At 34.5% G+C, this 24877-nt stretch carries 25 protein-coding genes; 15 read left to right on the forward strand and 10 right to left on the reverse strand.

Annotation, left to right across the window (positions count from 1 at the left end):
- Positions 1 to 96 precede the first annotated feature (96 nt).
- A complete protein-coding gene (gene nifJ, locus B6D18_RS04485; protein ID WP_086363346.1) occupies positions 97 to 3639 on the forward strand; it encodes a pyruvate:ferredoxin (flavodoxin) oxidoreductase in 3543 nt (1180 codons plus the stop codon).
- A 288-nt stretch (positions 3640 to 3927) separates the two neighbouring features.
- Entirely contained in the window at positions 3928 to 5115 is a 1188-nt protein-coding gene (locus tag B6D18_RS04490) for a histidinol-phosphate transaminase (protein WP_086363347.1), read from the forward strand.
- 68 nt (positions 5116 to 5183) lie between these two features.
- Here B6D18_RS04490 and B6D18_RS04495 read toward each other — a convergent pair whose 3' ends face one another.
- The 4 genes from B6D18_RS04495 to zapB all read right to left on the reverse strand — a co-directional run bounded on the left by B6D18_RS04495 (position 5184) and on the right by zapB (position 8651).
- Positions 5184 to 5720: a C40 family peptidase gene (locus B6D18_RS04495; RefSeq protein WP_086363348.1), complete on the reverse strand. Its 537-nt coding sequence runs from the start codon at positions 5718 to 5720 to the stop codon at positions 5184 to 5186.
- Positions 5668 to 7026 carry a DUF3482 domain-containing protein gene (locus B6D18_RS04500; protein ID WP_086363349.1) on the reverse strand — a complete coding sequence of 453 codons (1359 nt, stop codon included), beginning with the start codon at positions 7024 to 7026 and terminating at the stop codon, positions 5668 to 5670. Before B6D18_RS04500 ends, B6D18_RS04495 begins: the two co-directional genes overlap by 53 nt.
- Position 7027: 1 nt before the next feature.
- Positions 7028 to 8329: a DUF2868 domain-containing protein gene (locus tag B6D18_RS04505; RefSeq protein WP_086363350.1), complete on the reverse strand. Its 1302-nt coding sequence runs from the start codon at positions 8327 to 8329 to the stop codon at positions 7028 to 7030.
- 76 nt (positions 8330 to 8405) lie between these two features.
- Positions 8406 to 8651 carry a cell division protein ZapB gene (zapB, locus tag B6D18_RS04510; protein ID WP_086363351.1) on the reverse strand — a complete coding sequence of 82 codons (246 nt, stop codon included), beginning with the start codon at positions 8649 to 8651 and terminating at the stop codon, positions 8406 to 8408.
- A 100-nt stretch (positions 8652 to 8751) separates the two neighbouring features.
- Here zapB and tpiA point away from each other — a divergent pair, with 100 nt between their 5' ends.
- Positions 8752 to 9516 carry a triose-phosphate isomerase gene (gene tpiA, locus B6D18_RS04515; protein ID WP_086363352.1) on the forward strand — a complete coding sequence of 255 codons (765 nt, stop codon included), beginning with the start codon at positions 8752 to 8754 and terminating at the stop codon, positions 9514 to 9516.
- A gap of 54 nt (positions 9517 to 9570) precedes the next feature.
- Here tpiA and B6D18_RS04520 read toward each other — a convergent pair whose 3' ends face one another.
- The gene (locus B6D18_RS04520) at positions 9571 to 9798 is read right to left on the reverse strand and encodes a helix-turn-helix domain-containing protein (RefSeq protein WP_086363353.1); all 228 of its coding nucleotides are present in this window, start codon (positions 9796 to 9798) and stop codon (positions 9571 to 9573) included.
- A 160-nt stretch (positions 9799 to 9958) separates the two neighbouring features.
- On the opposite strand from B6D18_RS04520, the gene B6D18_RS04525 reads away from it, so the two are divergent.
- From B6D18_RS04525 to B6D18_RS04560, 8 genes are all read left to right on the forward strand, one after another.
- Positions 9959 to 10645 (forward strand): XRE family transcriptional regulator, encoded by a 687-nt coding sequence (locus tag B6D18_RS04525; RefSeq protein ID WP_086363354.1) that lies wholly within the window; start codon positions 9959 to 9961, stop codon positions 10643 to 10645.
- A gap of 217 nt (positions 10646 to 10862) precedes the next feature.
- On the forward strand, positions 10863 to 11981 hold the full coding sequence (mnmA, locus tag B6D18_RS04530; protein WP_086363355.1) for a tRNA 2-thiouridine(34) synthase MnmA: 1119 nt from the start codon (positions 10863 to 10865) through the stop codon (positions 11979 to 11981).
- A gap of 1 nt (position 11982) precedes the next feature.
- The gene (gene hflD / locus B6D18_RS04535; RefSeq protein WP_158092516.1) at positions 11983 to 12633 is read left to right on the forward strand and encodes a high frequency lysogenization protein HflD; all 651 of its coding nucleotides are present in this window, start codon (positions 11983 to 11985) and stop codon (positions 12631 to 12633) included.
- 29 nt (positions 12634 to 12662) lie between these two features.
- A complete protein-coding gene (gene purB, locus B6D18_RS04540; protein WP_086363357.1) occupies positions 12663 to 14030 on the forward strand; it encodes an adenylosuccinate lyase in 1368 nt (455 codons plus the stop codon).
- A gap of 118 nt (positions 14031 to 14148) precedes the next feature.
- The gene (gene hemC / locus B6D18_RS04545) at positions 14149 to 15066 is read left to right on the forward strand and encodes a hydroxymethylbilane synthase (protein WP_086363358.1); all 918 of its coding nucleotides are present in this window, start codon (positions 14149 to 14151) and stop codon (positions 15064 to 15066) included.
- Entirely contained in the window at positions 15066 to 15800 is a 735-nt protein-coding gene (locus tag B6D18_RS04550) for a uroporphyrinogen-III synthase (RefSeq protein ID WP_086363359.1), read from the forward strand. The genes hemC and B6D18_RS04550 overlap by 1 nt, the downstream gene beginning before the upstream one ends.
- Before the next feature lie 22 nt (positions 15801 to 15822).
- The gene (locus tag B6D18_RS04555) at positions 15823 to 17241 is read left to right on the forward strand and encodes a uroporphyrinogen-III C-methyltransferase (protein ID WP_086363360.1); all 1419 of its coding nucleotides are present in this window, start codon (positions 15823 to 15825) and stop codon (positions 17239 to 17241) included.
- Positions 17242 to 17251: 10 nt separating this feature from the next.
- Positions 17252 to 18151, forward strand: a complete 900-nt coding sequence (locus B6D18_RS04560; RefSeq protein ID WP_086363361.1) for a heme biosynthesis HemY N-terminal domain-containing protein — start codon at positions 17252 to 17254, stop codon at positions 18149 to 18151.
- A gap of 59 nt (positions 18152 to 18210) precedes the next feature.
- Here B6D18_RS04560 and B6D18_RS04565 read toward each other — a convergent pair whose 3' ends face one another.
- Both B6D18_RS04565 and B6D18_RS04570 read right to left on the reverse strand, forming a co-directional pair.
- The gene (locus tag B6D18_RS04565) at positions 18211 to 18534 is read right to left on the reverse strand and encodes an AzlD domain-containing protein (protein ID WP_086363362.1); all 324 of its coding nucleotides are present in this window, start codon (positions 18532 to 18534) and stop codon (positions 18211 to 18213) included.
- Positions 18531 to 19226 (reverse strand): AzlC family ABC transporter permease, encoded by a 696-nt coding sequence (locus B6D18_RS04570; protein ID WP_086363363.1) that lies wholly within the window; start codon positions 19224 to 19226, stop codon positions 18531 to 18533. Before B6D18_RS04570 ends, B6D18_RS04565 begins: the two co-directional genes overlap by 4 nt.
- Positions 19227 to 19455: 229 nt before the next feature.
- On the opposite strand from B6D18_RS04570, the gene gmk reads away from it, so the two are divergent.
- A complete protein-coding gene (gene gmk / locus B6D18_RS04575) occupies positions 19456 to 20085 on the forward strand; it encodes a guanylate kinase (RefSeq protein WP_086363364.1) in 630 nt (209 codons plus the stop codon).
- Positions 20086 to 20146: 61 nt separating this feature from the next.
- Here the strand turns inward: gmk and gloA are convergent, their stop codons facing one another.
- Positions 20147 to 20554, reverse strand: a complete 408-nt coding sequence (gloA, locus tag B6D18_RS04580; RefSeq protein ID WP_065614224.1) for a lactoylglutathione lyase — start codon at positions 20552 to 20554, stop codon at positions 20147 to 20149.
- Positions 20555 to 20789: 235 nt separating this feature from the next.
- Positions 20790 to 21278 (reverse strand): glycine zipper 2TM domain-containing protein, encoded by a 489-nt coding sequence (locus tag B6D18_RS04585; protein WP_216818841.1) that lies wholly within the window; start codon positions 21276 to 21278, stop codon positions 20790 to 20792.
- 167 nt (positions 21279 to 21445) lie between these two features.
- Between B6D18_RS04585 and B6D18_RS04590 the strand changes: the two genes are divergently transcribed.
- From B6D18_RS04590 to pgm, 3 genes are all read left to right on the forward strand, one after another.
- Complete coding sequence (locus B6D18_RS04590) at positions 21446 to 21631, forward strand: hypothetical protein (protein ID WP_086363366.1); 186 nt, start codon at positions 21446 to 21448, stop codon at positions 21629 to 21631.
- Positions 21632 to 21652: 21 nt separating this feature from the next.
- Positions 21653 to 22156 (forward strand): hypothetical protein, encoded by a 504-nt coding sequence (locus tag B6D18_RS04595; protein WP_086363367.1) that lies wholly within the window; start codon positions 21653 to 21655, stop codon positions 22154 to 22156.
- A 75-nt stretch (positions 22157 to 22231) separates the two neighbouring features.
- Positions 22232 to 23869: a phosphoglucomutase (alpha-D-glucose-1,6-bisphosphate-dependent) gene (pgm, locus tag B6D18_RS04600; protein ID WP_086363368.1), complete on the forward strand. Its 1638-nt coding sequence runs from the start codon at positions 22232 to 22234 to the stop codon at positions 23867 to 23869.
- Between the two features lie 61 nt (positions 23870 to 23930).
- On the opposite strand, the gene B6D18_RS12575 is transcribed toward pgm, so the two are convergent.
- The coding region (locus tag B6D18_RS12575) for a hypothetical protein (protein WP_158092517.1) at positions 23931 to 24877 on the reverse strand (947 nt) is incomplete at its 5' end.

Genomic DNA, 24877 nt, shown 5'->3' on the forward strand with positions numbered 1-24877 from the left:
TTAAAAATAACTAAAAGCTATCTTAGTTTCTGTTACAATAAGCAAAATTATTATAACTAAGTAATGTCATAATACTCTAAGATACAAGGTTTTTTAATGATCATATCAGATGCTAATAGTGCGGTGTCATCTGTCGCATATCGTGCAAACGAAGTCATTGCTATTTATCCAATAACTCCAAGTTCATCTATGGCTGAACAAGCCAGCACGTGGGCGGAATTCAATAAACCCAATGTTTTTGGTGATACGCCGAAAGTCGTTGAAATGCAATCCGAAGCAGGAGCAATATCAACCGTACATGGCGCATTAATGACTGGGGCATTAGCAACATCATTTACTTCATCGCAAGGCCTGTTATTAATGATCCCTTCGCTATATAAAATAGCTGGGGAATTAACACCATTTGTATTACATGTTGCTGCCCGTACTGTTGCAACTCATGCCTTGTCTATTTTTGGTGATCATTCTGATGTTATGTCTGTCAGGCAAACTGGTTTTGCCATGTTGTGTTCTAGCTCGGTACAAGAAGCACAAGATTTAGCCTTAATCTCACAAATTGCAACACTCAATAGTAGAGTACCATTTATTCATTTTTTTGATGGTTTTAGAACTTCACACGAGGTAAATAAAATTTATCCAATCAGTGATGAACAGATTCGTAATTTGCTTCCCCATCAAGCTATTGATGCTTTTCGCCACCGCGCCTTAACGCCTGATAATCCAGTTATTCGTGGTACATCAGCTAATCCTGATACCTATTTCCAGTGCCGTGAAGCAGTTAATCCATATTATGAGAATACTTTCAATCATGTTGCTGATGCTATGCAAGCCTTTGAAAAAGAGACAGGTAGAAAGTATCAACCTTTCGAATATTATGGCGCAAAAGATGCTGAGCGTATCATTGTTATTATGGGCTCCGGTGTCAGTACCACGAAGGAAGTTGTCGATCATCTGATTAAAAATAATGAAAAAGTTGGTGTCGTTATCGTAAGATTATTCCGACCATTTTCAGCAACTCATCTACTTGACGTTATTCCGCAAACTGTGAAAAAAATCGCAGTGCTAGATCGTACCAAAGAACCAGGTGCACAAGCTGAACCACTTTATCTAGACGTAATGACAGCCTTTGCTGAGAGTTTTTCACGTGGCGAACGAAGCCATTTACCGAAAATTATTGGTGGTCGTTACGGTTTATCATCAAAAGAGTTCGATCCTCGCTGTGTATTAGCCATTTTTAATGAACTAACAACAGAGAAACCTAAACCTCGCTTTACTGTTGGTATTTATGACGATATAACCGGCTTGTCACTACCATTGCCTGCAAAATCCATCCCACAAAAATCAGCACTTGAAGCACTATTTTATGGTTTAGGCAGTGATGGTACGGTTTCAGCGACCAAAAATAATATCAAAATCATTGGTGATAGTTCACCATTTTATGTACAAGGTTATTTTGTTTACGATTCGAAAAAAGCAGGTGGTTTAACTACTTCTCACCTTCGAGTTAACCTTGAACCAATAGATTCACCATATTTGATAACCAGTGCCCATTTTATCGGTTGTCATCAAGATCAGTTTATCGACAAATATCAAATAGTTGAAAGATTAAAAGATGATGGTATTTTCTTACTAAATACACCTTATAGTAAGGATGAAGTTTGGCATAGATTACCTAAAGAAGTGCAAATTCAATTAATTAAGAAAAAAGCACATTTTTATATTATTAATGCAGCTAAAATTGCTCGAGAATGTAATTTAGGTGCAAGAATTAATACGGTCATGCAGGCCGCTTTCTTCCATTTATCAGAAATATTTAAAAATGATTTTAGCATTTCACAACTAAAAGAAGTTATTGCCAAAAGTTACAGCAGTAAAGGACAAGATATTGTCGAAAATAACTGGAAAGCACTTGATTTAGCCATTGCATCTCTTGAGCAAATTCCATTAAGTTGCGTGGATGAAAGTAGTCCATCACGTCCGCCAGTTGTACCAAGCAATGCCCCTGATTTTGTTAAAATGGTCACTGCAACTATGTTAGCTGGCTTAGGTGATAGTTTACCTGTTTCAGCTTTTCCACCCGATGGAACATGGCCTGTTGGCACCACTAAATGGGAAAAACGTAATATTGCTGAAGAAATACCTATCTGGCAACCTGAACTTTGCACTCAATGTAACCACTGTGCGGTTGCTTGTCCGCATGCAGCCATTCGTGCAAAAGTTGTTGAACCAGATGATATGATCAATGCACCTGAATCACTAAGCTCACTTGAAGTAAAAGCTCGAGATATGAAAGGTCAACGCTATGTTTTACAAGTTGCGCCTGAAGATTGTACCGGATGTAATTTATGTGTTGAAGTTTGTCCTTCACGTGACCGTAGTAACTTTGATATCAAAGCCATTAACATGCGTTCACGAATTGACAATTTAGAAACTCAGCGTGCTAATTATAATTATTTCACCGACCTTCCTGATCGGGAAATCAAAACGCTAGAACGAATTGATGTACGTACATCACAACTATTAACACCATTATTTGAATATTCTGGTGCTTGTGCCGGTTGTGGTGAAACACCATACATCAAACTACTAACCCAATTATATGGTGATCATCTCGCTATTGCTAATGCAACGGGTTGCTCGTCAATTTATGGTGGTAATTTACCATCTTCACCATATACAACCGATCGCAATGGCCGAGGTCCGGCTTGGGCAAATTCACTATTTGAAGATAATGCCGAATTTGCACTTGGTTATCGCATTACTTATAATCAACATAAAAAACGGGCATTACGTTTGCTTGAGCATGTTGCCGGTGAAGTTTCACCAGAGATTGTTATCAATTTACAATCACCAGATTTATCCATTGACGAAAAACGAACTCAAGTTAATTTATTACGTCAACAATTAGCGCATTTAACTTCGGCTGAAGCTAAGGAGTTAATGCAAAATGCTAATTATCTGATTGATAAATCTGTATGGGCTATTGGTGGTGATGGTTGGGCTTATGATATTGGCTTCGGTGGACTCGATCATGTAATGAGTTTAACCGAAAACGTTAACATCTTAGTGCTTGATACCCAATGCTATTCTAATACTGGAGGACAGCAATCGAAAGCAACACCAATGGGTGCAGTATCCAAATTTGCTGATTTAGGTAAACATAAAGCCCGTAAAGATCTTGGGGTCAGTGTAATGATGTATGGCCACGTTTATGTTGCGCAAGTTGCTTTAGGATCGCAATTGAACCAAACGCTTAAAGCATTACAAGAAGCAGAAGCTTATGATGGCCCTTCTCTGGTTATTGCTTATAGCCCTTGTGAAGAACATGGTTACGATTTATCTAAATCTCATGAACAGATGAAAGATTTAGTTAAATCAGGTTTCTGGCCGCTATATCGTTATGATCCGCGTCGTATGCAAGAAGGAAAACCTGGTTTGGTGTTAGACTCCAAAGCACCAAACAGTCAATCATTAACAGATATTTTACTTAAAGAGCAACGTTTCCGTCGTTTAGAAACACTTGAACCAGTTATTGCCAATACTTTACATGAGCAATCAACTAAAATGGTAAATTCTAAATATAAATTCTTGCAAATGCTGGCAACCTATTCTGATATTGAAACACCAGCAGATAGTTAATAACAAAGTAACTATCAGGCAAAAATAGTATCAGTTATGAGGTATTAAGATCATTGTTCGTATATTCGTTAATATTAGCAATGATCTTAAACATTGACATAATACGGTGCAAATCCGAACTAAATTAGTGCGTTTTTCAATCTAGCTAATTAGTATTCAAACACCATAAATTCACCAATCTTTAATTCTATCAATTTGATATCAGCTATTTCTATCTGTTTTTTTTAATTGGTATGAATTTTGCAATATTTTATATTTATAAAAACGGACTGAATTGTGGGGTGAATTATGGTAACAAATTTAAACATTAGTCGTAGAACATTATTGGGTTTCTCTACCGCAGCTTTTGCTGGGTTATCTGTTAATCAATTGTTATCTAAAGCTTACGCTAGCGAGTTACAAAAAACGATTTCATTCTCACTGCCGGTAATAGATACAGCGGTTACACCCAGTCTAGATAATCCTGTTAGACTCAACTTTAATGAAAATGCTATAGGTATGTCGGGAACAGCCAAACAAGCAGCCATAGATGCCGTTCCTAAAGCGAATCGATATGCTAAAGCGGAAATACCGCTATTGACTAAAAGACTGGCACAATATCATAACGTCAGCGAAGAACATATTTTATTAACAGCAGGATCATCTGAAGGGATTCGTAGTGCCATAGCTGCTCACATAAGTCCTAACACTCAACTGGTTATTCCGGAATTGACTTATGGTGATGGAGAGCATTTCGCTAAAATTTTTAATGTGAAAATAACTAAAGTTCCCTCATTAAAAGATTGGCAAATTGATATTAACGGTTTGCGCAAAGCGGTTGAAAATCATCAAGGATTTTCGATTATTTATCTTGTAAATCCGAACAATCCTACATCTACAGTAATTAGTTACAAAGAAGTTGAATCATGGATAACAAGTAAACCTAAAAATACATTATTTATTATTGATGAAGCTTATGCTGAATTTGTCAATGATCCAGCGTTCCGTTCTGTCGATAGTTTAATTTTACAAGGTTATAGCAATATTATTTTACTGAAAACTTTTTCAAAAATTCATGCTATGGCCGGTTTGCGAGTCGGCTATGTTGTCAGCTCGCCAGACAATATCAAAAATATTGGTCAATATGTAGCAGGTGAAAAACTGAATTATTGTGGAGTTTGTGCAGCACTGGCATCAATTGATGATAATCAATTTTTAACCTACTCAAAGAAAGCAACTGATGTGTCACGTAATATTATGGAGAAAATATTGTCTGAATTAGGATTACACTATCTTAAATCAGAAACAAACTTTATGTTTCACAAGAGCCCTATTGAGTTAGGACAATATCGTGAATTAATGAAAAAAAATTTTATATTAATAGGACGTAATTTTAAGCCTGCTACCAACTGGTGTCGAATATCATTAGGAACACCAGGTGAAATGTTGTATGTTGCCAATGTGTTATACGGATTAAGGGAAAAATCACTGATTTAAACTTGAAATAGTTAAGGAAAGGGAATTAAAGACTCACTGATATATTTCACATCAGTGAGTCTAAAAATTTAATTAACTTTATTATCAATGATACGACGAGTCATCCAATAACGTTTTTTCCAATAATCTTGTTTTAAATTAGAAAAAATAACACCTTTTGATGTTGAAGCATGTAGGAATTTACCATCAGCATAATAAATACCAACATGTAAACCACTACGACTGCCACCAGTTTTAAAGAATACTAAATCACCGGCTTTAGGGGTGGTAACTTTATGACCTAATTTAGCTTGTTCAGCGGCACTTCTCGGCAACATTTTCGACATTTTATTTTTATAGAAATTCATGACTAAAGCAGAACAATCACTACCAGCTAAAGTAGTGCCACCATAACGATATGGGGTTTTTTGCCATTTTTTATAATGTTGATCGATTTTTGTCAAAATGACTGAATCCGATTTATTTACAACGACACGACCTTGACTGCTACTACAACCAAACAGTACAAACTGAAAAAAAATGAGTGAAATTACTAAACATCGTTTCTTAACACTACTGCAATTGTTGCGCAACTTGGTTAATAATCGATTGCCTCTTTTTATCATTTCTTTTTGATCCTTTATTTAAAGTCGACCACTGCGAATAACGTCTTGCTATTTTTAGACTTTTAGGTAACACACCTTTTTGCCACTTGTTTTTATCTATTTTAGATAATCTAATCGGGTTGGTGTTCGCGTGGCTGCGATAATTTAAACTCTCTTTAAGTTGAACTAACCGTAAAGAAAGAAAACAAATAATCACATCATCAACACTTAATTTACTATATCCAGAAAGCTGATATCGCATTCTAGAACCATAATGTTTTGCAGTTTGCATCAAACTACCAACAGCTGCACCAATTAACGCAGCTGAACCAAAGGACAACCCACCGGTAGCTAAATCGATACTTGCTCCAATAGTGGCGCCAGACACAAATCCTTTTGTCAAATGCATACCCATCAATTTCAACGCATCTAAGTTAAATAAATCAGCATTATATCTACCTTTAATTAAAGGTAGATTTTCTTCACTCTCTTGAGTTAAATCGAATTGATAGAGTTGTAATAAATCATTTATTACTTTTTGTTCTCGTTGCCTGACTTTATTTTGCATATTAGCTACAGCTTGCTTATCATCAGATTTTGCCATTTCATAAAAAGCAGTCACATCAACCAGTGCTTCGGCAATAAGCTTATTTGCTGTATTATTACGTGATTCACGAATCCTCGTAATATTTTCTAGCCAATTATCCAATATTTTTTTAGCTGGTTCAATTAATAAAGCTAAACTTTTGTATAATTTTTCCTCACCATCTATAGGTGGAAAAACAGCGTTGAACCCTATAATAGCATGGATCCCCATTCTTGAAAGTAATCTTTTCCATTCCTTTTCATTTTGTTCTTTAGTTGAAATAAAATTAAGGACAGCAAGAATAGGTTTATCACTGTTCGCTAAGATGGCTAATTCATCATGATATTTAGGTAGTACAGGCTCACGAACATCAATGACATAGATAGCAGCATCACAATTTAACACTTGTCTAATGACTTTCGCTTCTTGATTAAAAAGGTTTTCTGACTCTGGACTATGTAGAAAAGTTGTTAATTTATCGATACCATCAAGCTTAGTATTTATTGGCACAAGTTGAGTTATATAATCATAAAGTGCCAAACTATCTTCAAATCCAGGAGTATCATAAAAAGTAATGTCGGTATTATTAGCCAAAGGTAATTCAATCGATTCAACATATCTTGTTGTACCCGGTTTATCTGAAACATCACCAAAATGACTGTTGTGAGACAATGCTCGTAAAAGCGAAGTTTTGCCAAAATTTGCATGGCCAACTATCGCTAATTTCAATGAAGTTATCATATTAATTATCCAACTCTAACCAATTAGGATTGGCTAATGGTAAAGATAAAGATTGCCAATTATGAAATTGTTTACCTTGATTAATGAACCATATTCGAGTCTGTTGTGATTTATTAATTAGCTGTTGAATAAAGTTTAATAATCCGCGATCAGGCGCTCGATCCGTATCAATGGCGATTAATAATTTTTTAGCCGGTTTTAATTGCAAATAGTCTAAAATAGCAACCCGTTGTTCACGAGTATTGAGAAAACCATAGAACGGAACTGTAGTTGCCGGTTTCCAACTGTCAACGATATCTACTGCCACCAAATAGATACCATGCCCTTCTTCAATTTGCGAAATAGGTAATTGCCATCTCTTTTCACCTAATTTATCTTCATCTTCTACATTAGTTACTAACGGTTGTAATCGTTGCGCTAGTATTTGATAATCAGGATCATCTAAATTTAATTTAATTTTTCGACTGGTTATCATCCAAGTGACACCACAAATAATCATTAGAAGTAAACGAACAATTAAGCCATAAAAAATAAAAACGCCGAGTAACCACGTTGCCCATGAAGAACGAATATCACCAGCACTTAATGCGTGTTCACTCAATTTAATCACATCATCTTTTGGAATAGAAAATCCAAACCAAGAAGGTAAATAACCTAAATAATGAGTTAATTGGATAATTGAATCTGCACTTAATAAAGTTGTTTTCCATTCAAAACTATAATGTTGTGTAGAAAAAAGCACTAGCAAAACGATTAAAGCGCTAGTCAAAATAACTGTCCAACACAAATTAAGAACAAAGCCTAATAACCAACGAATTCGATAACCAAATAATGAGACAAAAGCAGGCACAAGTTGTTGCACAGTCTTTTTTTGGTAAAGTTTTTCAGCTATCCATAACCAACCGTGAATTAATAAACTACCACCAAAACGAGAAAAAAATAACAATGAACAAAGCCAAATAATAAGCGTAACAAAATGCACACCCAATAAACTGAATAACGCCCAATATAAATTGATTGGATTTTGACTTAATGCGCCAAATGTTAGCGAGCTACCGATAATAAGAGATAAAAGCAACAATAACAAAAGTGAAAGCTTAATTGAGCGCAACATTACTTTTTGTGCCAAATATAAACCATTTTGTTTAGATAATAAGGTAGCTCGCACAATAATTCGGTTAACCAAAGAAGTTGGCATAGCTTTAACTTGCCGATTAATATCTTGATCAGCAAAGCGTCCAGATTGTGACTCAATTAAATGAATTGTTTCAGTAAGCCATAAAAATTTTAGCTGTTCACGCATTTTAATTTAATTTTCACATGTTGGTTCATCATAAAAGAAACGCGACATAAGTCGCGTTTAAAATAGATTGAATCGTTTACTGGGTAATTTCACCAATTTTAGTTAAAAGAGTTTGAATCCGTTGCTGCCAAATTTGTTGATCTTGTTTTAGTTTTTCATTTTCGTCACGTAATGCTTTCATTTCATCAGAACTATCATTAATTAATTGCTCAAGTTCATGATTGCCTTGTTTTAATCTAGCGATCTCTTGTTGTAGCGTATTAATGGTGTTAACAGTATGTTGAATTCTAGTTTCTAATTGATTCAATATTTCAAATGACATATTTTTCCTCAAGCTCGATTTATTTGGTGTATAATTAGTAGTATTATAACCAATTCATTCTGAAATCAACACCTTTTTAAATTTTAAGTTGGAGAAAATTATGCGAAAACCTCTCGTTATGGGTAACTGGAAACTCAATGGTAGTATTGGTATGGCAAAAGACTTAGTCACAGGATTAAGAAATGAGCTATCAACAGACGCAAACTGTGGCATTGCAATTGCACCGCCTAGCGTTTATTTAGATTTTGTAGCACACCAATTAGGTGGCTCAAACATTCTTTTAGGTGCTCAAGATGTCGGTATTCATCTTTCTGGTGCTTATACTGGTGAAGTATCAGCAACGATGTTAAAAGAAATCGGCGTAACTCACGTTATTATTGGACATTCTGAACGTCGTACTTATCACAAAGAATCTGATGAATTTATTGCGCAAAAATTTGGTGTATTAAAAGAAGCAGGTTTAGTACCAGTACTTTGTATTGGTGAAACTGAGGCTGAGAACGAAGCAGGCCAAACTCAAGCAGTATGTGCTCGTCAAATCGATGCTGTCATTAATGCATTAGGTGTACAAGCATTTAACGGTGCGGTAATTGCTTATGAACCAGTTTGGGCAATCGGTACAGGTAAATCTGCAACTCCTGCTCAAGCACAAGCTGTTCACAAATTTATCCGTGATCATATTGCAAAACAAGATGCAACTGTAGCTGAACAAGTAATCATTCAATATGGTGGTTCAGTTAATGATAAAAATGCAGCTGAGTTATTTACACAACCTGATATTGATGGTGCTTTGGTTGGTGGTGCTTCATTAAAAGTTGATGCATTTGCAGCAATCGTTAAAGCAGCAGAGCAAGCTAAGAAATAAAAAATAAGACGCCTATTTTAGGCGTCTTTCTCTACTCAATAGTACATTCGTAACTTATTTTTTAACTTTTTTTTCATATCTAGATGGCCAAATTTGCTCAACAGGCACTTGTAAATATTCAGAGATAATACGTTCATATTTAGGACAATGTCGATATAATGCATTACGTAAAGTATCAGCCTGTAAACCAGTTGAACGTGAAAGAGCTCTTAAATTTCCGCCTCGAATTTTAATCTCACCTACTACTCTTGATGGTGTCCAGTCTTGATATTGTTCTCTCATTATGAGATCCTCTATTGGTTAAAGTTTTTGCTATTGAAAAGATTATCGGTATTACACGACTAAAGCGATAAGCTAACAAGTTACCAGCAAAGAATAACATATAAAAAAACGAATTAAAACAATAAAAACAAAAAAATATCTAGAAATGGAATAAGAAACAATGGAAAACAAAGTAAAAAAACAGTTAGATCAAGAAAAAACACGAGCATTAACCAACACTGGAGTAATAAATTTTAAAAATCGATTAACTATTGTTTTAGAAGGTCTTTCAGGAAATGCTTTTGCTAAAAAAGTAGGAATGTCAGAAGCAGTGATACGAGATTATTTATGTGGTAAAACCTATCCATCGCTAAATAGACTAGCAACCATAGCGCAGAAATGTGATGTACCAATCGAGTGGTTAGCGACAGGAAAAGGGGAATGTCGTTTACTTCCGGAAAGCCAAGGTAAAAGTTCTATTGATATTCCATTTCATCATCTCAATGAGACAAATAATGCATTTTCACTTTTAGAAACAATCCCATTTGATATTACCTTAATCAAACATCATGGCTGTGACGTTGATAATCTAGTCGCTGTTTGGGCCAAAGGTGATAGCATGGAACCTACCATATCAAATCATGATATTCTTATTATTAATAAAGCTTATTCAAAACCTATTGATGGTTTTCTTTATGCGGTACAGTATGATGATCAAATAAGCATCAAGCGTATTCAAAATCAGGGCTCCAGATTAGTTTTAATTTCTGATAATCCTAAATATCCAGCTATTGTGATTGACAAAAAAGAACAATACGATTTTAAAATAATTGGCCATGTGGTCTATTTACTAAAAAATCTGAATTAAGATCGTCATGATAAAGCTATTTCCATGTTTGACTCCATTGATATTATCAATGGGGTTTGAACCAAAATTAGTTTTTTTCTGCGAATTGATATAAAGCAAATTATTTTTGATAAAAATTTATTAACCTAATCCTCGCACCTCTTTTGCATAGCCTTATACTTTTCATCATTATTATGCTAAAATCATCATTAAATTTTTGCCCATTGATTTAGTTATTATGCCAAATATAAACACTCGAAAAAAAGTCGTTGTCGGCATGTCTGGCGGCGTAGACTCTTCTGTTTCAGCTTATTTATTACAACAACAAGGTTACGACGTTGTTGGTTTATTCATGAAAAATTGGGAAGAAGATGATACTGAAGAATATTGTTCAGCGGCGATCGATTTAGCCGATGCCCAAGCTGTTTGCGACAAATTAAACATCAAATTACACACAATCAATTTTGCTGCCGAATATTGGGATAATGTATTCGAACATTTTTTATCCGAATATAAAGCAGGCAGAACACCTAATCCTGATATCTTATGCAATAAAGAAATTAAATTTAAAGCTTTTCTTGAATATGCCGCCGAAGATCTTGGTGCTGATTATATCGCTACCGGCCATTATGTTCGCAAGCGAGAAAACGGAAATAAAGTCGAATTACTGCGCGGTATAGACAACAACAAAGACCAAAGTTATTTTTTATATACGCTGAGTGAAGATCAAATTAGACAAAGCTTATTTCCTGTTGGTGAACTTGAAAAACCACAAGTACGAAAAATAGCCGAAAAGCTAGGCTTAGTGACAGCTACCAAAAAAGACTCAACTGGTATCTGTTTTATTGGTGAACGAAAATTTAGTGACTTTTTAGCTCGTTACTTACCCGCACAATCAGGTGTGATTCGTACAGTAGATGGAGAAGTTATTGGCCAACATCAAGGTCTAATGTATCATACTTTAGGACAACGCAAAGGACTTGGTATAGGTGGTCTAAAACAAGCTGATGATACACCTTGGTATGTAGTTGACAAAGACATTAAAAATAATGAATTAATTGTTGCCCAAGGTCATGATCATCCGGCTTTATTTTCTAATGGATTAATTGCTCAACAACTACATTGGGTGGATCGTAAAGTTGTGAACGAACCATTTCAATGCACAGTAAAAACACGTTATCGGCAACAAGATATTGTTTGTAATGTCACACCATTAGAACAAGATAAAATTCAAGTAATGTTTGAACAACCTGTTGCAGCAGTAACACCAGGTCAATCAGCGGTATTTTATCAAGATGAAGTCTGCCTCGGTGGCGGTATTATAGAGGAACGAATTGTAAGCAGTAAGGAGCATTAAAGTGAATAGTAAATACCATCATATTGCAATAGCCCTTGCCGGCGTAACACAAAGTGCGTCACTTATTCCCCAACTCGCTAATACAGGGGTTTGCAACAATACGCTTTATCAAACAGCAATTCAAAGTATATTTAATACATCGCCAAAAACCACTGATGATGTTTATGATGGTATTGTCAATATTAAAACTGGCCTAGAAACACTTATCTCACTACTATCATCAAATCAAAAGCAACAAGTTGAGATCATTCGTTACTTGTTTGGCGCATTAAGTGTCACCAGCAAACTCTTAAAAAATAACGAAGCATTAGGTAAAATAGCTCAACGTTTGCAACGAATATCTGGACTTTATTCACATATGCATCAAGAGACAATTGGTAATCATGTTGATGATCTCTCTTATTCATTAGCAGGAATCTATTCGGATATTATCAGTCCTCTATCAACCAAAATCAAAGTAGTAGGTAAAGCTGAGTATTTACAAAATTCATTGGTGCAAGCCAAAGTTAGAGCTTCACTACTAGGTTGTGTTCGTTCTGCCATTTTATGGTATCAAGTTGGTGGTAGTCGCTGGCAAATTTTGCTGAGTCGTAAACGAATATGTAATGCAGCACAAGAATTACTAAAAGATATTAATCAACAAAGTTATTAAATTTAAAAAATAGCAACGGAGTAAAACCGATGGAATTATCTGCTCTTACCGCCCTATCACCAATTGATGGTCGTTATGGTGACAAAACAACAGAATTACGCACCATTTTTAGTGAATATGGTTTGTTAAAATATCGTGTGCAAGTTGAAGTTCGATGGCTACAAAAACTCGCTAATCAAGCAGATATTCTTGAGGTACCAACGCTAAGTGAACAAGCTACTAAGCACCTGAATGAAATTGTTGAAAACTTTAATGAACAAGATGCAATACGCATCAAAACAATCGAAAAAACAACAAATCATGATGTTAAAGCTGTTGAGTATTTTTTAAAAGAAAAAGTTAACACTAACGAAGAACTGCAAGCTATTAATGAATTTATCCACTTTGCCTGCACATCAGAAGATATTAACAATCTCTCTTATGCATTAATGTTAAAAACAGCCAGAGACACAGTGCTTATCCCTTACTGGAATAAAGTAATAGATACTATCACTTCGCAAGCTAAAGCCTATCGTGACTTACCTCTATTATCAAGAACTCATGGACAACCAGCTACTCCTTCCACCATCGGTAAAGAGTTTGCTAATGTTGCTTATCGATTAAAAAGACAGCTCAAACAATTAGCATCAATTGAAATCCTTGGCAAAATTAATGGCGCTACAGGTAATTATAATGCGCATATGGTTGCTTACCCACAAATCAATTGGCATAAATTTAGTGAGGAATTTGTAACCTCATTAGGATTACAATGGAACCCATACACTACCCAGATTGAACCACATGATTATATTGCTGAATATTTTGATTGTGTTGCCCGTTTTAATACTATTATGATCGATTTTGATCGTGATGTTTGGGGATATATTGCTTTAAATCATTTTAAACAGAAAACCGTTGCTGGTGAAATTGGTTCTTCAACTATGCCACATAAAGTTAACCCAATTGATTTCGAAAATTCAGAAGGCAATTTGGGGCTTGCTAATGCAATCATGAGTCATCTTGGTAGTAAATTACCTATTTCTCGTTGGCAGAGAGATTTAACCGACTCAACGGTATTGCGTAATCTCGGTGTAGGTATTGGTTATGCGGTTATTGCTTATCAATCAACACTTAAAGGTCTTAATAAACTTGAAGTAAATCAAGAATATCTTTTAGATGAACTTAATCGAAATTGGGAAGTATTAGCTGAACCAATTCAAACCGTGATGCGTCGTTATGGTATCGAAAAACCATACGAAAAATTAAAAGAATTAACTCGCGGTAAACGTGTCGATGCACAAGGAATGCAACAATTTATCGATTCGTTAGCGTTGCCTGAACATGAAAAAACTCGTTTAAAACAGTTAACTCCAGCAAATTACATTGGGTTTGCTATTAACTTTGTTGATGAACTATAAATGACATAATGAATATTGCAGCCTAAAGTTCAAATATAATGGATTTTAGGCTAACCAATTTATGTTGAATGACATACAACAACAAAAATATTTAAAGTTCGCAAGATAGGGAGCATCATTGAAAATCCGCATCGCAACAAGAAAAAGTCCCTTAGCCCTTTGGCAAGCTAACTTTGTTAAACAACAATTAATGACAATCCACCAAGATTTAACCGTTGAACTAATCCCAATGGTTACTAAAGGTGATCTACTATTGGATAGTCCGCTATCGAAAATCGGTGGTAAAGGATTATTTGTCAAACAATTAGAACAAGCCATAATAGATAATAAAGCTGATATTGCCGTTCATTCTATTAAGGACATTCCAGCTCAATTTCCTACAGGATTAACACTTGCTGTCATCTGTCAAAGAGATGATGTTCGCGATGCTTTCATATCAAATCAATATCAATGTTTAGATGATTTACCTGATGGTGCTATCATTGGTACCTCAAGTTTAAGGCGTCAATGTCAATTACGAGCTAAATATCCACATTTAATCATCAAAGATTTACGTGGTAATGTTGGTACACGTTTAGCCAAATTGGATAACCAAGAATATGATGGCATCATTCTAGCTGCTGTGGGTTTAAAACGACTAGGATTACAAGAACGAATCAAACAATACATTGATACTGACTTAATTTTACCTGCAGTAGGCCAAGGAGCAATTGGTATCGAAACGAGAATAAATGATGAAAAAATTTTGCAATTACTTGCGCCACTTGACAATAAAAATAGCCGAGTTTGTATTCAAGCCGAAAGAGCAATGAATCAGGCATTACAAGGTGGTTGCCAAGTGCCTATTGCCTGTCAAAGTTTTTTAACTAACAATTTATTAACTTTAAATGGTTTAGTTGGCAGTCTAGATGGTTCAACAATTATTAAAGTTAGCATAACAGGTGCTGCAACCGAAGCCGAGATCTTAGGTGAAAAATTGGCAGCAAAATTATTAGCTAAAGGCGCTGATAAAATATTAGCGGAAATAATTAATTAATGATTTATATTACTCGCCCTTCTCCCGAAGGATGTAATTTAACCCAATTACTTAATCAAGCCAATATATCAGCAATACATCTACCTTTTTTTAATATTTTTGCAGGTCAAGATCTGGGCCATTTACAGCAACAATTGGATAACCTTAATCAAGGTGATATCGTTATTATTGTTTCACCACAAGTCACTTATATGATTGAAAAACATCTGCCTGATCTCAGGTTACCTAATCATCTTCGCTATTTTGCCATTGGCAAAAAATCTGCCGAATTATTTAGTCAACAAAATAGCATTCATGTTGATTACCCTAACGAAGAAAATAGTGCCGGATTATTATCATTATTAAATCAACAAGCAATAAGTGGTCATAATGCATTAATTCTTTGTGGAGATAATGGCGGTCAACAATTATCTCAACAGTTAAAATTGCAAACTGTTAATGTGAAAACAATTGCATGCTATACTCGTCAAACTATTACTTATAAACCAAACATATTAGCCGAAAATATTGCCCAACAAATCATATTAATTACAAGTGTTGATCACTTATTACAACTGGATATTTACTGCCAAAATAAACATAAACGAGAAGCACAACTAATCGTAACCAGTGATAGAATATTTGCTAAAGCCAAACAGCTAAATTGGCAAAAAGTTTTAAAAATTGTTAGTGCAAATAATCAATTTTTATTTAAAACAATGATAACTCTATGTCATAATGCCAAAAATATTTAAAAAATCTAAATGAGGTTAATTTATGCCAGCAAAATGTTATGGTGCCAATGCAACACTTTCAAACATTAGCACCACTTCATTTAGTCAACCGCCAATACCTAATGCAAACAAAGAAGCGAAAAAGACGATGAACGTAGATAAAAAAGAACCACTTAAAAAAACTTCTAGTCCAAAAATCGAACAACCTACCAATTTACCGGTTAAAAGCAGTAAATCGCATGCACCAGTGTCAAAACTGTCGGTACTAGCTATAGCTTTAACCGTTTGCTTAAGTGGATTTGTTTATTTCCAAGGATATAAACAAATTGAAAATCAGAAGCGAAAGATTGCCACTTTACAGACAGAAGTTGCAAATTTAAAACAAACAACTAAAGCTAGCGTAATAAATGACTTGCAAAGTAATATTAACGATGCCGTCAATCAACAAAACCAACAGTTTACATCTTTATCACAACGAGTTGATCGTCAATTAAATGAAAACCAAAAGATTCAACAACAACTCACCATACAAATTAACGATACAACTAAGTTAAACGAGCAAAATTTAAATATTATTAATGAACGTCTATCCGCGCTATCCACACTTGATAATAATGTTTGGCTGATCTCACAGGCTAACTATTTAGTGCATCTTGCTGGCAGAAAAATTTGGAATGACCAAGATTATACTAGCGCTCGTTTACTATTAAAAAGTGCTGACGAAAGTTTGGCTAAAACCAATGATTCAAGCCTATTAACAGCAAGACAAGCTATTAACAAAGATATTAATGCATTATCACAAATCAGTTTTATTGATGCAGATGGAATTATTATTAAACTGTTAGGTTTAGCTGAATCATTAACCGATTTACCTTTAGTTGGTAATTATAAAGAAGATGGGCAAGCAGTTAATCAAAATGAAAATAAAACCTCAAATGAGGAAACAACAAATAATAATTCATCATCGACCTTGACTGAAAATAATCAAGTTACTTCATCAATTGATGATTGGTCAGACAATTTACTCGCCAATGCTGAAAGATTTATGGATAAATTTATCAAAATTGAAAAACTTGATGCAAAAGATAACCATTTTGCCACTTGCCTAGATAAGGCTGGTAATGATGAAAAACAAATTGTCAGATGCCAAATACTAAAAACGCCTTTAAGTTTGGAACAGACCCTTTATCTTCGTGAAAATATTCGATTCCGATTATTAATTGCCGCACAAGCAGTACCAAGACATCAAGAACGCCTATATCAACGTGCTTTACATGATGCCTCAACTTGGATTAATGCTTATTTTGATGGTAATACATCAGCAGTAAAATTGTTCTTAAATGATCTGAACAGTTTACAGAAACAACCAATTAGTAATCAAAACATTCCCGATAAACTCGACAGCATTATTGAACTTGAAAAATTAATGCAAACCCGAGTTAAATCAGCATTAGGCAAATAGGAGAATAATAATGTTAAAAATACTCATTATTTTCTTAGTGTTAGTCGGTGGATTTTTTCTTGGACCTATTTTTGAAGGTCATCAAGGATCAGCTGTATTTGAGGTAGCTAAATATAGAATTAGTATGTCTTTTAACTCATTTGTTATATTACAATTAATAGGTTTACTTCTACTATATTTAGTTTATGAAATATGTAAAAAAGTCTTTAATTCCAAAACTTTCCTAGGCGAATGGTTAAGATTAAAATCACCAAAAAAATCGATTAAACGTGTTGAACAAGCACAATTTTACCTTTTACAAGGTGATTATGAACAAGCAGCAAAACTCTTTATGAAAAGTGCTAAAGGAGCAAAAAGTTCCACCTTATCTTATTTACTTGCAGCTCAAGCACAAATTGATGCAGATCATTTAATCGCCGCCAATCAATCCTTAGAAGAAGCAGCAAAATTTTGCCAACCAAAAGAGTTATTTGCTTTTCAACTGGTACAAACTCGCTTACAGCTTAAAAATCATGAATATAATGAGGCTAAAATCACAATTGAAAAACTATTAAGCGAAAAACCGCGTCATGTTGAGATATTGAGATTAGCCGATCAACTCTATTATGAAACTGAAGATTATCAATCAGTTATTGATTTATTACCAATCATGTATAAAACTAAAGCTTATCCAGATTCTCAACTTGATCAGTTTAGACAAGCTGCGTACATTGGCCGTATTAAACAATTGTCAACCAATAGTGATCCGCTTGCTTTAATTAAATGGTGGAAACAACAACCAAAAGTTATCGTTAATAACCTTGCTAATCAAAAAGCAATGGCCAACTACTTAAAGCAATTAGGCCAAACAGCCGAAGCAGAAAAATTGATTAAAAGCATTATAAAATTAGAACAAAAAGAAAGAACCTAAAACTATTAAACAGCAAAATAGGGCAATCGCCCTGTTTTTGTTTGGATGATAAAATTTAATTAGATAATAAAATAGCGAATTAATGCCATACTACTCATTCCAGCAATAACTACCCACATTAAGTTCCGAGTCAAAACAGCAACAATAATAGTTGGCACCGCAGCTAAGCAATATTCAAAATTAAAACTAGGAAATTCACCTTGTTTAATGATAAAAAGATTCTCGACAAATAGCGCTGTTAAGATACAAATTGGCACATAGGATAAAAAACGGATTACCACTTCAGGCAATTGCAATTTTCTAACTAATAAAAAAGGAATAACCCGAGGTAACCAAGTCACCAAACCGCTCCCCAAAATGATTAATATACTATAAATACTCATGCTTTACGCTCCACAATAATCCCCATAAAGCAACCAGCAAAAGTACTAAATAATATCGCCATTTCTGATGGAACAAAACGTAATAAAAAGATCAATATTACACTGACTGTTAACATTGCAATAACACGATTTATAAGTGCTTTAGATTTATCGCCTGTTAGCTGTAAATAGAGCAAACCAATAAACATCGCCACTAATGCATAATCTAATCCAAATTGTGCAGGATTGGGTAACCACTCACCAATCAATGCCCCAACCAAGCATGATAATATCCACGCAGCATAAGCAGTTATATTTAGGCCATGCATCCAGGCTGGATTTACGGATTGCTTATTAGCAATAGCATTCATGGCAACTGCAAAACTTTCATCAGTTAATAGACTGCCAATACCAATATTATTCAATAATGAAAAACGGCGAAATGCCGGTGCGGTAGCCATACTCATCAGAAAATGCCGCGAATTAACTAAAAACACCGTAAAAATAATCGCTGTTATTGGTGTTGCTACCATCATTAAACCAGTAATAATAAATTGTGATGCACCCGCATAAATAATAATTGCCATGAGAGTCACTTCTAATACCGATAAGTTAGACGCTTTACCTACAACACCAGCGGCAATACCTATTCCAATATAACCCAATAAAGTTGGAATACACGCTTGTACACCATCTTTAAATGTTAATGACATTTTCCTTTCCTTAATAAAATAAACTGCTATCTAATATATTTAATAATTGTAATAATGTTGATTCAATTTCAATACCACATTATTCGTTATATAGTTGATTTTTTATATTAAAATCTAGATATAACAATAAGCCACATACAGTAAGCAAATTTTGCTATAATAGCGTCTATCGACTCTTTGTGACAATAAAAATCACTCATTATCTTATTAAAAAACGGTAATATTATTTATGTATACGGGTACTTTATTCATTATCTCAGCACCAAGTGGTGCTGGTAAATCAAGTCTTATTCGTGCCTATTTAGCACAAGAAAATCACCATCCAGCAAAAGTTTCAATTTCTCATACGACAAGAAAACCAAGACCTGGAGAACAACAAGGTGAACATTACTATTTCGTTGATAATCAAGAATTTGAATCATTAATTAAGCAGAATGCTTTCGTAGAATATGCCCATGTATTCGATCACTATTATGGAACATCTAAAGTCGAAATTGAGCAATCTTTAATGCAAGGTATTAATGTTTTTTTAGATATCGACTGGCAAGGGGCGAAACAAGTTAGAGAGCAAATGCCCGAATCAAAAAGTATTTTTATCTTACCACCATCACTTAAAGAACTTGAAAATCGACTCATCAAACGAGGTCAAGACGATGCGCAGGTGATCAGCAAAAGAATGCACAAAGCTCAATCTGAAATTTCACATTACAATGAATATGATTATGTGATTATCAATGATGATTTTGATGAATCACTAAGGTCATTAAATGCCATTATGACTAGCGCTAGTCTTGAACAAAGCAAACAAGCTATAGCACATCAACAGCTATTAGCCGCTCTATTAGCTGCAAAATATTAACTAAATTTAACAAACCAATATCGCCGATAATTCGGCGATAGTTAAAATGAGCATAGCTAAATTAATTGCCTAATGCTTTAGTCGCTTGGCTATTTTGAATTAACTCTATTTTATAACCATCGGGATCTTCTACAAAAGCAATAATCGTTTTACCACCTTTTACAGGACCTGCTTCACGAGTAACTCGACCACCAGCTTGACGGACATCCTCACACATTTTAGCAACATCATCAACACCAATAGCAATATGACCAAAAGCAGTGCCATGATCATATTTTTCTGTTCCCCAATTATAAGTTAATTCAATTACTGAACTGGTTGATTCATCACCATAACCGACAAAAGCGAGTGAATATTGATATTCCGGATTTTCACTGGTTCTAAGTAGCGTCATACCCATAACTCGAGTATAAAAATCAATTGAGCGTTTTAAATCTCCGACACGGATCATTGTATGTAATATACGCATTGCTATATAGTTCCTTATTACTATTAAAACATTTAGTTTGAGTTTAACGATTTGTTATTAGACAGGCAAATTTTTATGTCGACAAAATAGCCGATTAATTAACTTTGTTGATGCTCTTTAGATAGCAAATAAGGTAGTTATTATAAATTTACTTCCATTTATAATTGCTATAAGTGGAAGCAAATTTATATCAAACTAGCAAGATTTAAATAATAAACATGAAATGGATCAAATATTATCTACTTGTATATCTTGGAGCTGCATTGATGCGTTTACCATTAGTAACTAGTTTAACATTTTGACCAGCGTAGAACTGTTTAGCATCGCCTTTTTGTACGATAACAAAATTAGAACCATTTTCTGGTTTAATTTCTAATTCAACCGCATCGGCTTGACTAGATTTGTTTTCAATTGCATCGCCTAAAATTGCACCACCAATAGCACCAGTTGCAGTAGCTAAAATTCTACCAGTGCCATCACCAATTGTATTACCTAAAACACCACCAATGACTGCACCACCTACAGGACCAGCTAAATTGCCACTATTTTTACCATCAGAATTTGTTTGAATCTTAACTGCTCTAACCGAAACAACTGTACCATAACTTACTTGCTGAACTTGTTTAGCTTGATCAACCGTATAAACATCGCCAGAGTAGATATCACTATTACTACATCCAGATAAAATTGCTGCTAGAATAGTTAATGTGACGATTTTTTTCATAATTTATTCCTCATATAATTTGAGTATATGTTTTATACCATGTTTAGCATAATATTCTTTTGGAAAAACAACAATATCATTTTCATTATTTTATCATTTGATAATATAATTTTGGCCTAACTTGAGTTATACTCAGCTCAATTGTTAATCCACCATACAATAAGTACATGAAACGGTTATTTTTTCCTTTAGTATTATCAGTTATGATAACAGCCTGTCATGATGAAAATCAGCAAATGACGATAAAAAACGAAACCGTCACGCATCAATCTAAACCAGATTGTTTACAAGACAGACCGACTAAAAGTTTAAAATTTGACGCCATTCCAGTTGATGGTTGTCCAGTACAATAATTTAATAGGCAAAGTAACAGAATGAAAACTATCGAAATCGACGAAGAACTTTATCAATTTATTGCAGGTCAAACTAAACATATTGGTGAAGATGCATCAAGTATTTTGCGACGTTTATTGAACTTTAACCAACCTGTAATCACTAAAGCTGATCCTATATTAGCCAAAGAAAATCATTACCCAATTTTTAATGATCTCCTTACTAGCGACACTTTCACGAATGAAAAATCGATCATAAGCCGTTTTTTATTACTACTTGGCGCGCTATATAACTACAACCCAGCATTATTTTCAATTGCAGCAACATCACTACATGGCAGTAAACGACAATACTTAGCTAAAGACAAACATTCGTTAGAAACATCGGGAAAAAATACTAAACCAAGAGAAATTATTGGTACCCCATATTGGGTAATTAGTAATACAAATACAGCTAGAAAACTATATATTATCGAATCAATTATGAGTGACATGGGTATATCTGAAAACATGATTAATCAAGTTATCCATGCCTTTTTACCGTAAACTATATAGTAATTCACTAAAAATTATAATGATAAAAGTGAATATTAATATAAAGTTATGAAAGAGGAGTAAAAAATGGCTAAATCAAGCCGTGCGGGATTATTAGCTCAACCATCTGATCTAATTAATATCCCAACATTACAAAATAACTATTATCAAATTCAGCCTGATGTTGATAATGCTAGCCAGTTAGTTATTTTTGGTACATCAGGTCATCGCGGTAGCTCAAATAAAGCAACTTTCAACGAAGCACACATATTAGCAATTGCCCAAGCAGTAGTCGAATATCGCAAAGTAAACAATATCACTGGACCATGTTTTATTGGTCAAGATACCCATGCTTTATCTGAACTTGCTTTAAAATCAGTGCTTGAAGTCTTTGTGGCGAATGAACAAACTGTAGTTATAGCGCAAAATTGGGGCTATACTCCCACACCAGTGATCTCTCATGCAATATTGACTTATAATCAGGATAAACAATCTCAATTAGCTGATGGCATAGTTATTACTCCATCACATAATCCACCTGAAGATGGCGGTATCAAATATAATCCGACTAATGGTGGTCCAGCTGATACTGATATAACTAAACAAATCGAAAATCGTGCTAATGAATTATTAAAAAATAACCTTAGTGGTGTTAAACGTGTTAGCTTAGAGAAAGCAATAAAATCAGACTATGTTCATACTAAAGAATATGAAACTGATTATGTTAACGATCTTGAAAATATTTTAGATCTGTCATTAATTAAAGCATCATCGCTAAAAATTGGTGTTGATCCACTTGGCGGTGCATGTATTACTTATTGGCCCCGCATTGCTGAAAAATACGGCATAAACCTTGAAATCGTCAACAATAAAATTGACCCAACATTTAGCTTTATGCACCTTGATCATGATGAAGTGATCCGTATGGATTGTTCAAGTCGCTGGGCAATGGCCGGTTTATTAAACCTCAAAGATAAATTTGATTTAGCTTTTGGTAACGATACTGATGCTGACCGTCACGGCATTGTTACACCAAAAGGGTTGATGAATCCGAATGCTTACCTTTCAACTTGCGTAAACTATTTATTTCAAAATCGTCCACAGTGGCATCAAAATATCGCTATTGGTAAAACGCTGGTCACTAGCTCAATGATCGATCGTGTTGCTAATAGCTTAAACAAAAAATACCTTGAATATCCAGTCGGCTTTAAATGGTATGCTGATGGACTTTATCATGGCAAACTTGGTTTTGCTGGTGAAGAAAGCGCTGGTGGGTCATTCTTAAGAACTAATGGCAAAGTTTGGGCAACGGATAAAGATGGCATCATTTTATGCTTATTAGCAGCGGAAATGACGGCTAAAACAGGCAAAAATCCACAAGAGCAATACCAAGAACTTGAAGCAAAATTTGGTGTTTCTTATTATGGTCGAATTCAAGCTCCTGCATCATTTACTGAAAAACAAAAATTAGCCAAACTTGATGCCAGCCAATTAACTACAAATAAACTAGCTGGTGAGGAAATTACTCAATGCTTAACCACTGCACCAGCGAATAATGCGCCAATCGGTGGTTTAAAAGTGATCACACAAAATGGTTGGTTTGCTGCTCGTCCTTCTGGTACAGAAGATGCTTATAAGATTTATGCAGAAAGTTTTATCGGTAATGAGCATCTATTAACTCTTCAACAAGAAGCACAGCAAATAGTCGCTAAAGCAATTCAATAAACTAAACCTTGGTAGGTTAATCAAAATTAACCTACTTTTTATTTATAATCATAATTAACACTTAAGGTGTAACACAAGCAGCAAAAATACCGTCGCCGAGAATCATATCAATTGTGTCGATATATCCTCCATTTACATATATAAATGGTTTTCCGTTATTTTTAAATTGCTCTGATTGTGAAGTTACATTATTTGTCCAATACTGATACGATTGCCAGTCTGTTCCTGTATAAGTTTGGCAAAGCATATTATGACCTGGATCATACAAATCATCTTCAGCCATACACCCCCATTCATTCGCAATTCCTCCAATCCATTTTCCATTCTTCTGATAACTTAATTGTCGACGCGCATAAGAGCCATAACTATTAACATAACCGCCAATCCAACCATAGTCAGGATTGGTATTGGAAAAATCATTCACATCTGGCAATCGATAACCACTACCTAAACTTTTACAATAATCCCTTGCCTTAGCTTGATAATTTAACGCCTCATCGTTAGAACTAATAGGGCGAGAATTTTCATTTTCATTATTAAAAATAATTTCAGGATTAGCAATAAACCAACGCATTAATTTAAATTCGTAAATTAGCGTACTTTTATTACTATCTGCATATAATCTAAATGTCATGGGTCTAAAACTCTTATCCGTAGAATTGAAACGTGGGCCGATTAAGGTTATTTTTATAGCAGGTTCAGCCAATCCATATGGATACGGTCCATGACCACCATGCTCCCATTCAGTGGTTTTACTTACACTTAATGATAAACTAACATTTCCCCCTTCTACAGATTTTATCGTTCTACCATTGGCAGCTAATACCGCTTCAGGTGTTATACCGCCTAATAGTAAATAAAAATACAAACCATGTGACCCGGTAGTTGGAAAGTTATTTTTAGTTATTGAAGTTTCACCTTGATAATTACCACTATTGGTTGCTCGCAATACCTTAATACCTTTACTTGGATACCCTCGATAATCACCATAATCACTGCCATCGTCAA

The sequence above is a fragment of the Gilliamella sp. A7 genome, from assembly GCF_002142015.1.
Taxonomy (GTDB): Bacteria; Pseudomonadota; Gammaproteobacteria; order Enterobacterales; family Orbaceae; genus Gilliamella; species Gilliamella apis_A.

Excerpts from the sequence above, each read along its gene's own strand:
- tpiA (WP_086363352.1), top strand. The coding sequence starts at position 8,752 with ATGCGAAAACCTCTCGTTATGGGTAACTGGAAACTCAATGGTAGTATT.
- B6D18_RS04560 (WP_086363361.1), top strand. The coding sequence starts at position 17,252 with ATGTTAAAAATACTCATTATTTTCTTAGTGTTAGTCGGTGGATTTTTT.
- gloA (WP_065614224.1), bottom strand. The coding sequence starts at position 20,554 with ATGCGTATATTACATACAATGATCCGTGTCGGAGATTTAAAACGCTCA.
- B6D18_RS04585 (WP_216818841.1), bottom strand. The coding sequence starts at position 21,278 with ATGAAAAAAATCGTCACATTAACTATTCTAGCAGCAATTTTATCTGGA.
- zapB (WP_086363351.1), bottom strand. The coding sequence starts at position 8,651 with ATGTCATTTGAAATATTGAATCAATTAGAAACTAGAATTCAACATACT.
- B6D18_RS04555 (WP_086363360.1), top strand. The coding sequence starts at position 15,823 with ATGCCAGCAAAATGTTATGGTGCCAATGCAACACTTTCAAACATTAGC.
- B6D18_RS04505 (WP_086363350.1), bottom strand. The coding sequence starts at position 8,329 with ATGCGTGAACAGCTAAAATTTTTATGGCTTACTGAAACAATTCATTTA.
- B6D18_RS04550 (WP_086363359.1), top strand. The coding sequence starts at position 15,066 with ATGATTTATATTACTCGCCCTTCTCCCGAAGGATGTAATTTAACCCAA.
- pgm (WP_086363368.1), top strand. The coding sequence starts at position 22,232 with ATGGCTAAATCAAGCCGTGCGGGATTATTAGCTCAACCATCTGATCTA.
- B6D18_RS04595 (WP_086363367.1), top strand. The coding sequence starts at position 21,653 with ATGAAAACTATCGAAATCGACGAAGAACTTTATCAATTTATTGCAGGT.
- B6D18_RS04570 (WP_086363363.1), bottom strand. The coding sequence starts at position 19,226 with ATGTCATTAACATTTAAAGATGGTGTACAAGCGTGTATTCCAACTTTA.
- nifJ (WP_086363346.1), top strand. The coding sequence starts at position 97 with ATGATCATATCAGATGCTAATAGTGCGGTGTCATCTGTCGCATATCGT.
- B6D18_RS04500 (WP_086363349.1), bottom strand. The coding sequence starts at position 7,026 with ATGATAACTTCATTGAAATTAGCGATAGTTGGCCATGCAAATTTTGGC.
- B6D18_RS04590 (WP_086363366.1), top strand. The coding sequence starts at position 21,446 with ATGAAACGGTTATTTTTTCCTTTAGTATTATCAGTTATGATAACAGCC.
- purB (WP_086363357.1), top strand. The coding sequence starts at position 12,663 with ATGGAATTATCTGCTCTTACCGCCCTATCACCAATTGATGGTCGTTAT.
- B6D18_RS04495 (WP_086363348.1), bottom strand. The coding sequence starts at position 5,720 with ATGATAAAAAGAGGCAATCGATTATTAACCAAGTTGCGCAACAATTGC.
- B6D18_RS04565 (WP_086363362.1), bottom strand. The coding sequence starts at position 18,534 with ATGAGTATTTATAGTATATTAATCATTTTGGGGAGCGGTTTGGTGACT.
- B6D18_RS04520 (WP_086363353.1), bottom strand. The coding sequence starts at position 9,798 with ATGAGAGAACAATATCAAGACTGGACACCATCAAGAGTAGTAGGTGAG.
- gmk (WP_086363364.1), top strand. The coding sequence starts at position 19,456 with ATGTATACGGGTACTTTATTCATTATCTCAGCACCAAGTGGTGCTGGT.
- B6D18_RS04490 (WP_086363347.1), top strand. The coding sequence starts at position 3,928 with ATGGTAACAAATTTAAACATTAGTCGTAGAACATTATTGGGTTTCTCT.
- mnmA (WP_086363355.1), top strand. The coding sequence starts at position 10,863 with ATGCCAAATATAAACACTCGAAAAAAAGTCGTTGTCGGCATGTCTGGC.
- B6D18_RS04525 (WP_086363354.1), top strand. The coding sequence starts at position 9,959 with ATGGAAAACAAAGTAAAAAAACAGTTAGATCAAGAAAAAACACGAGCA.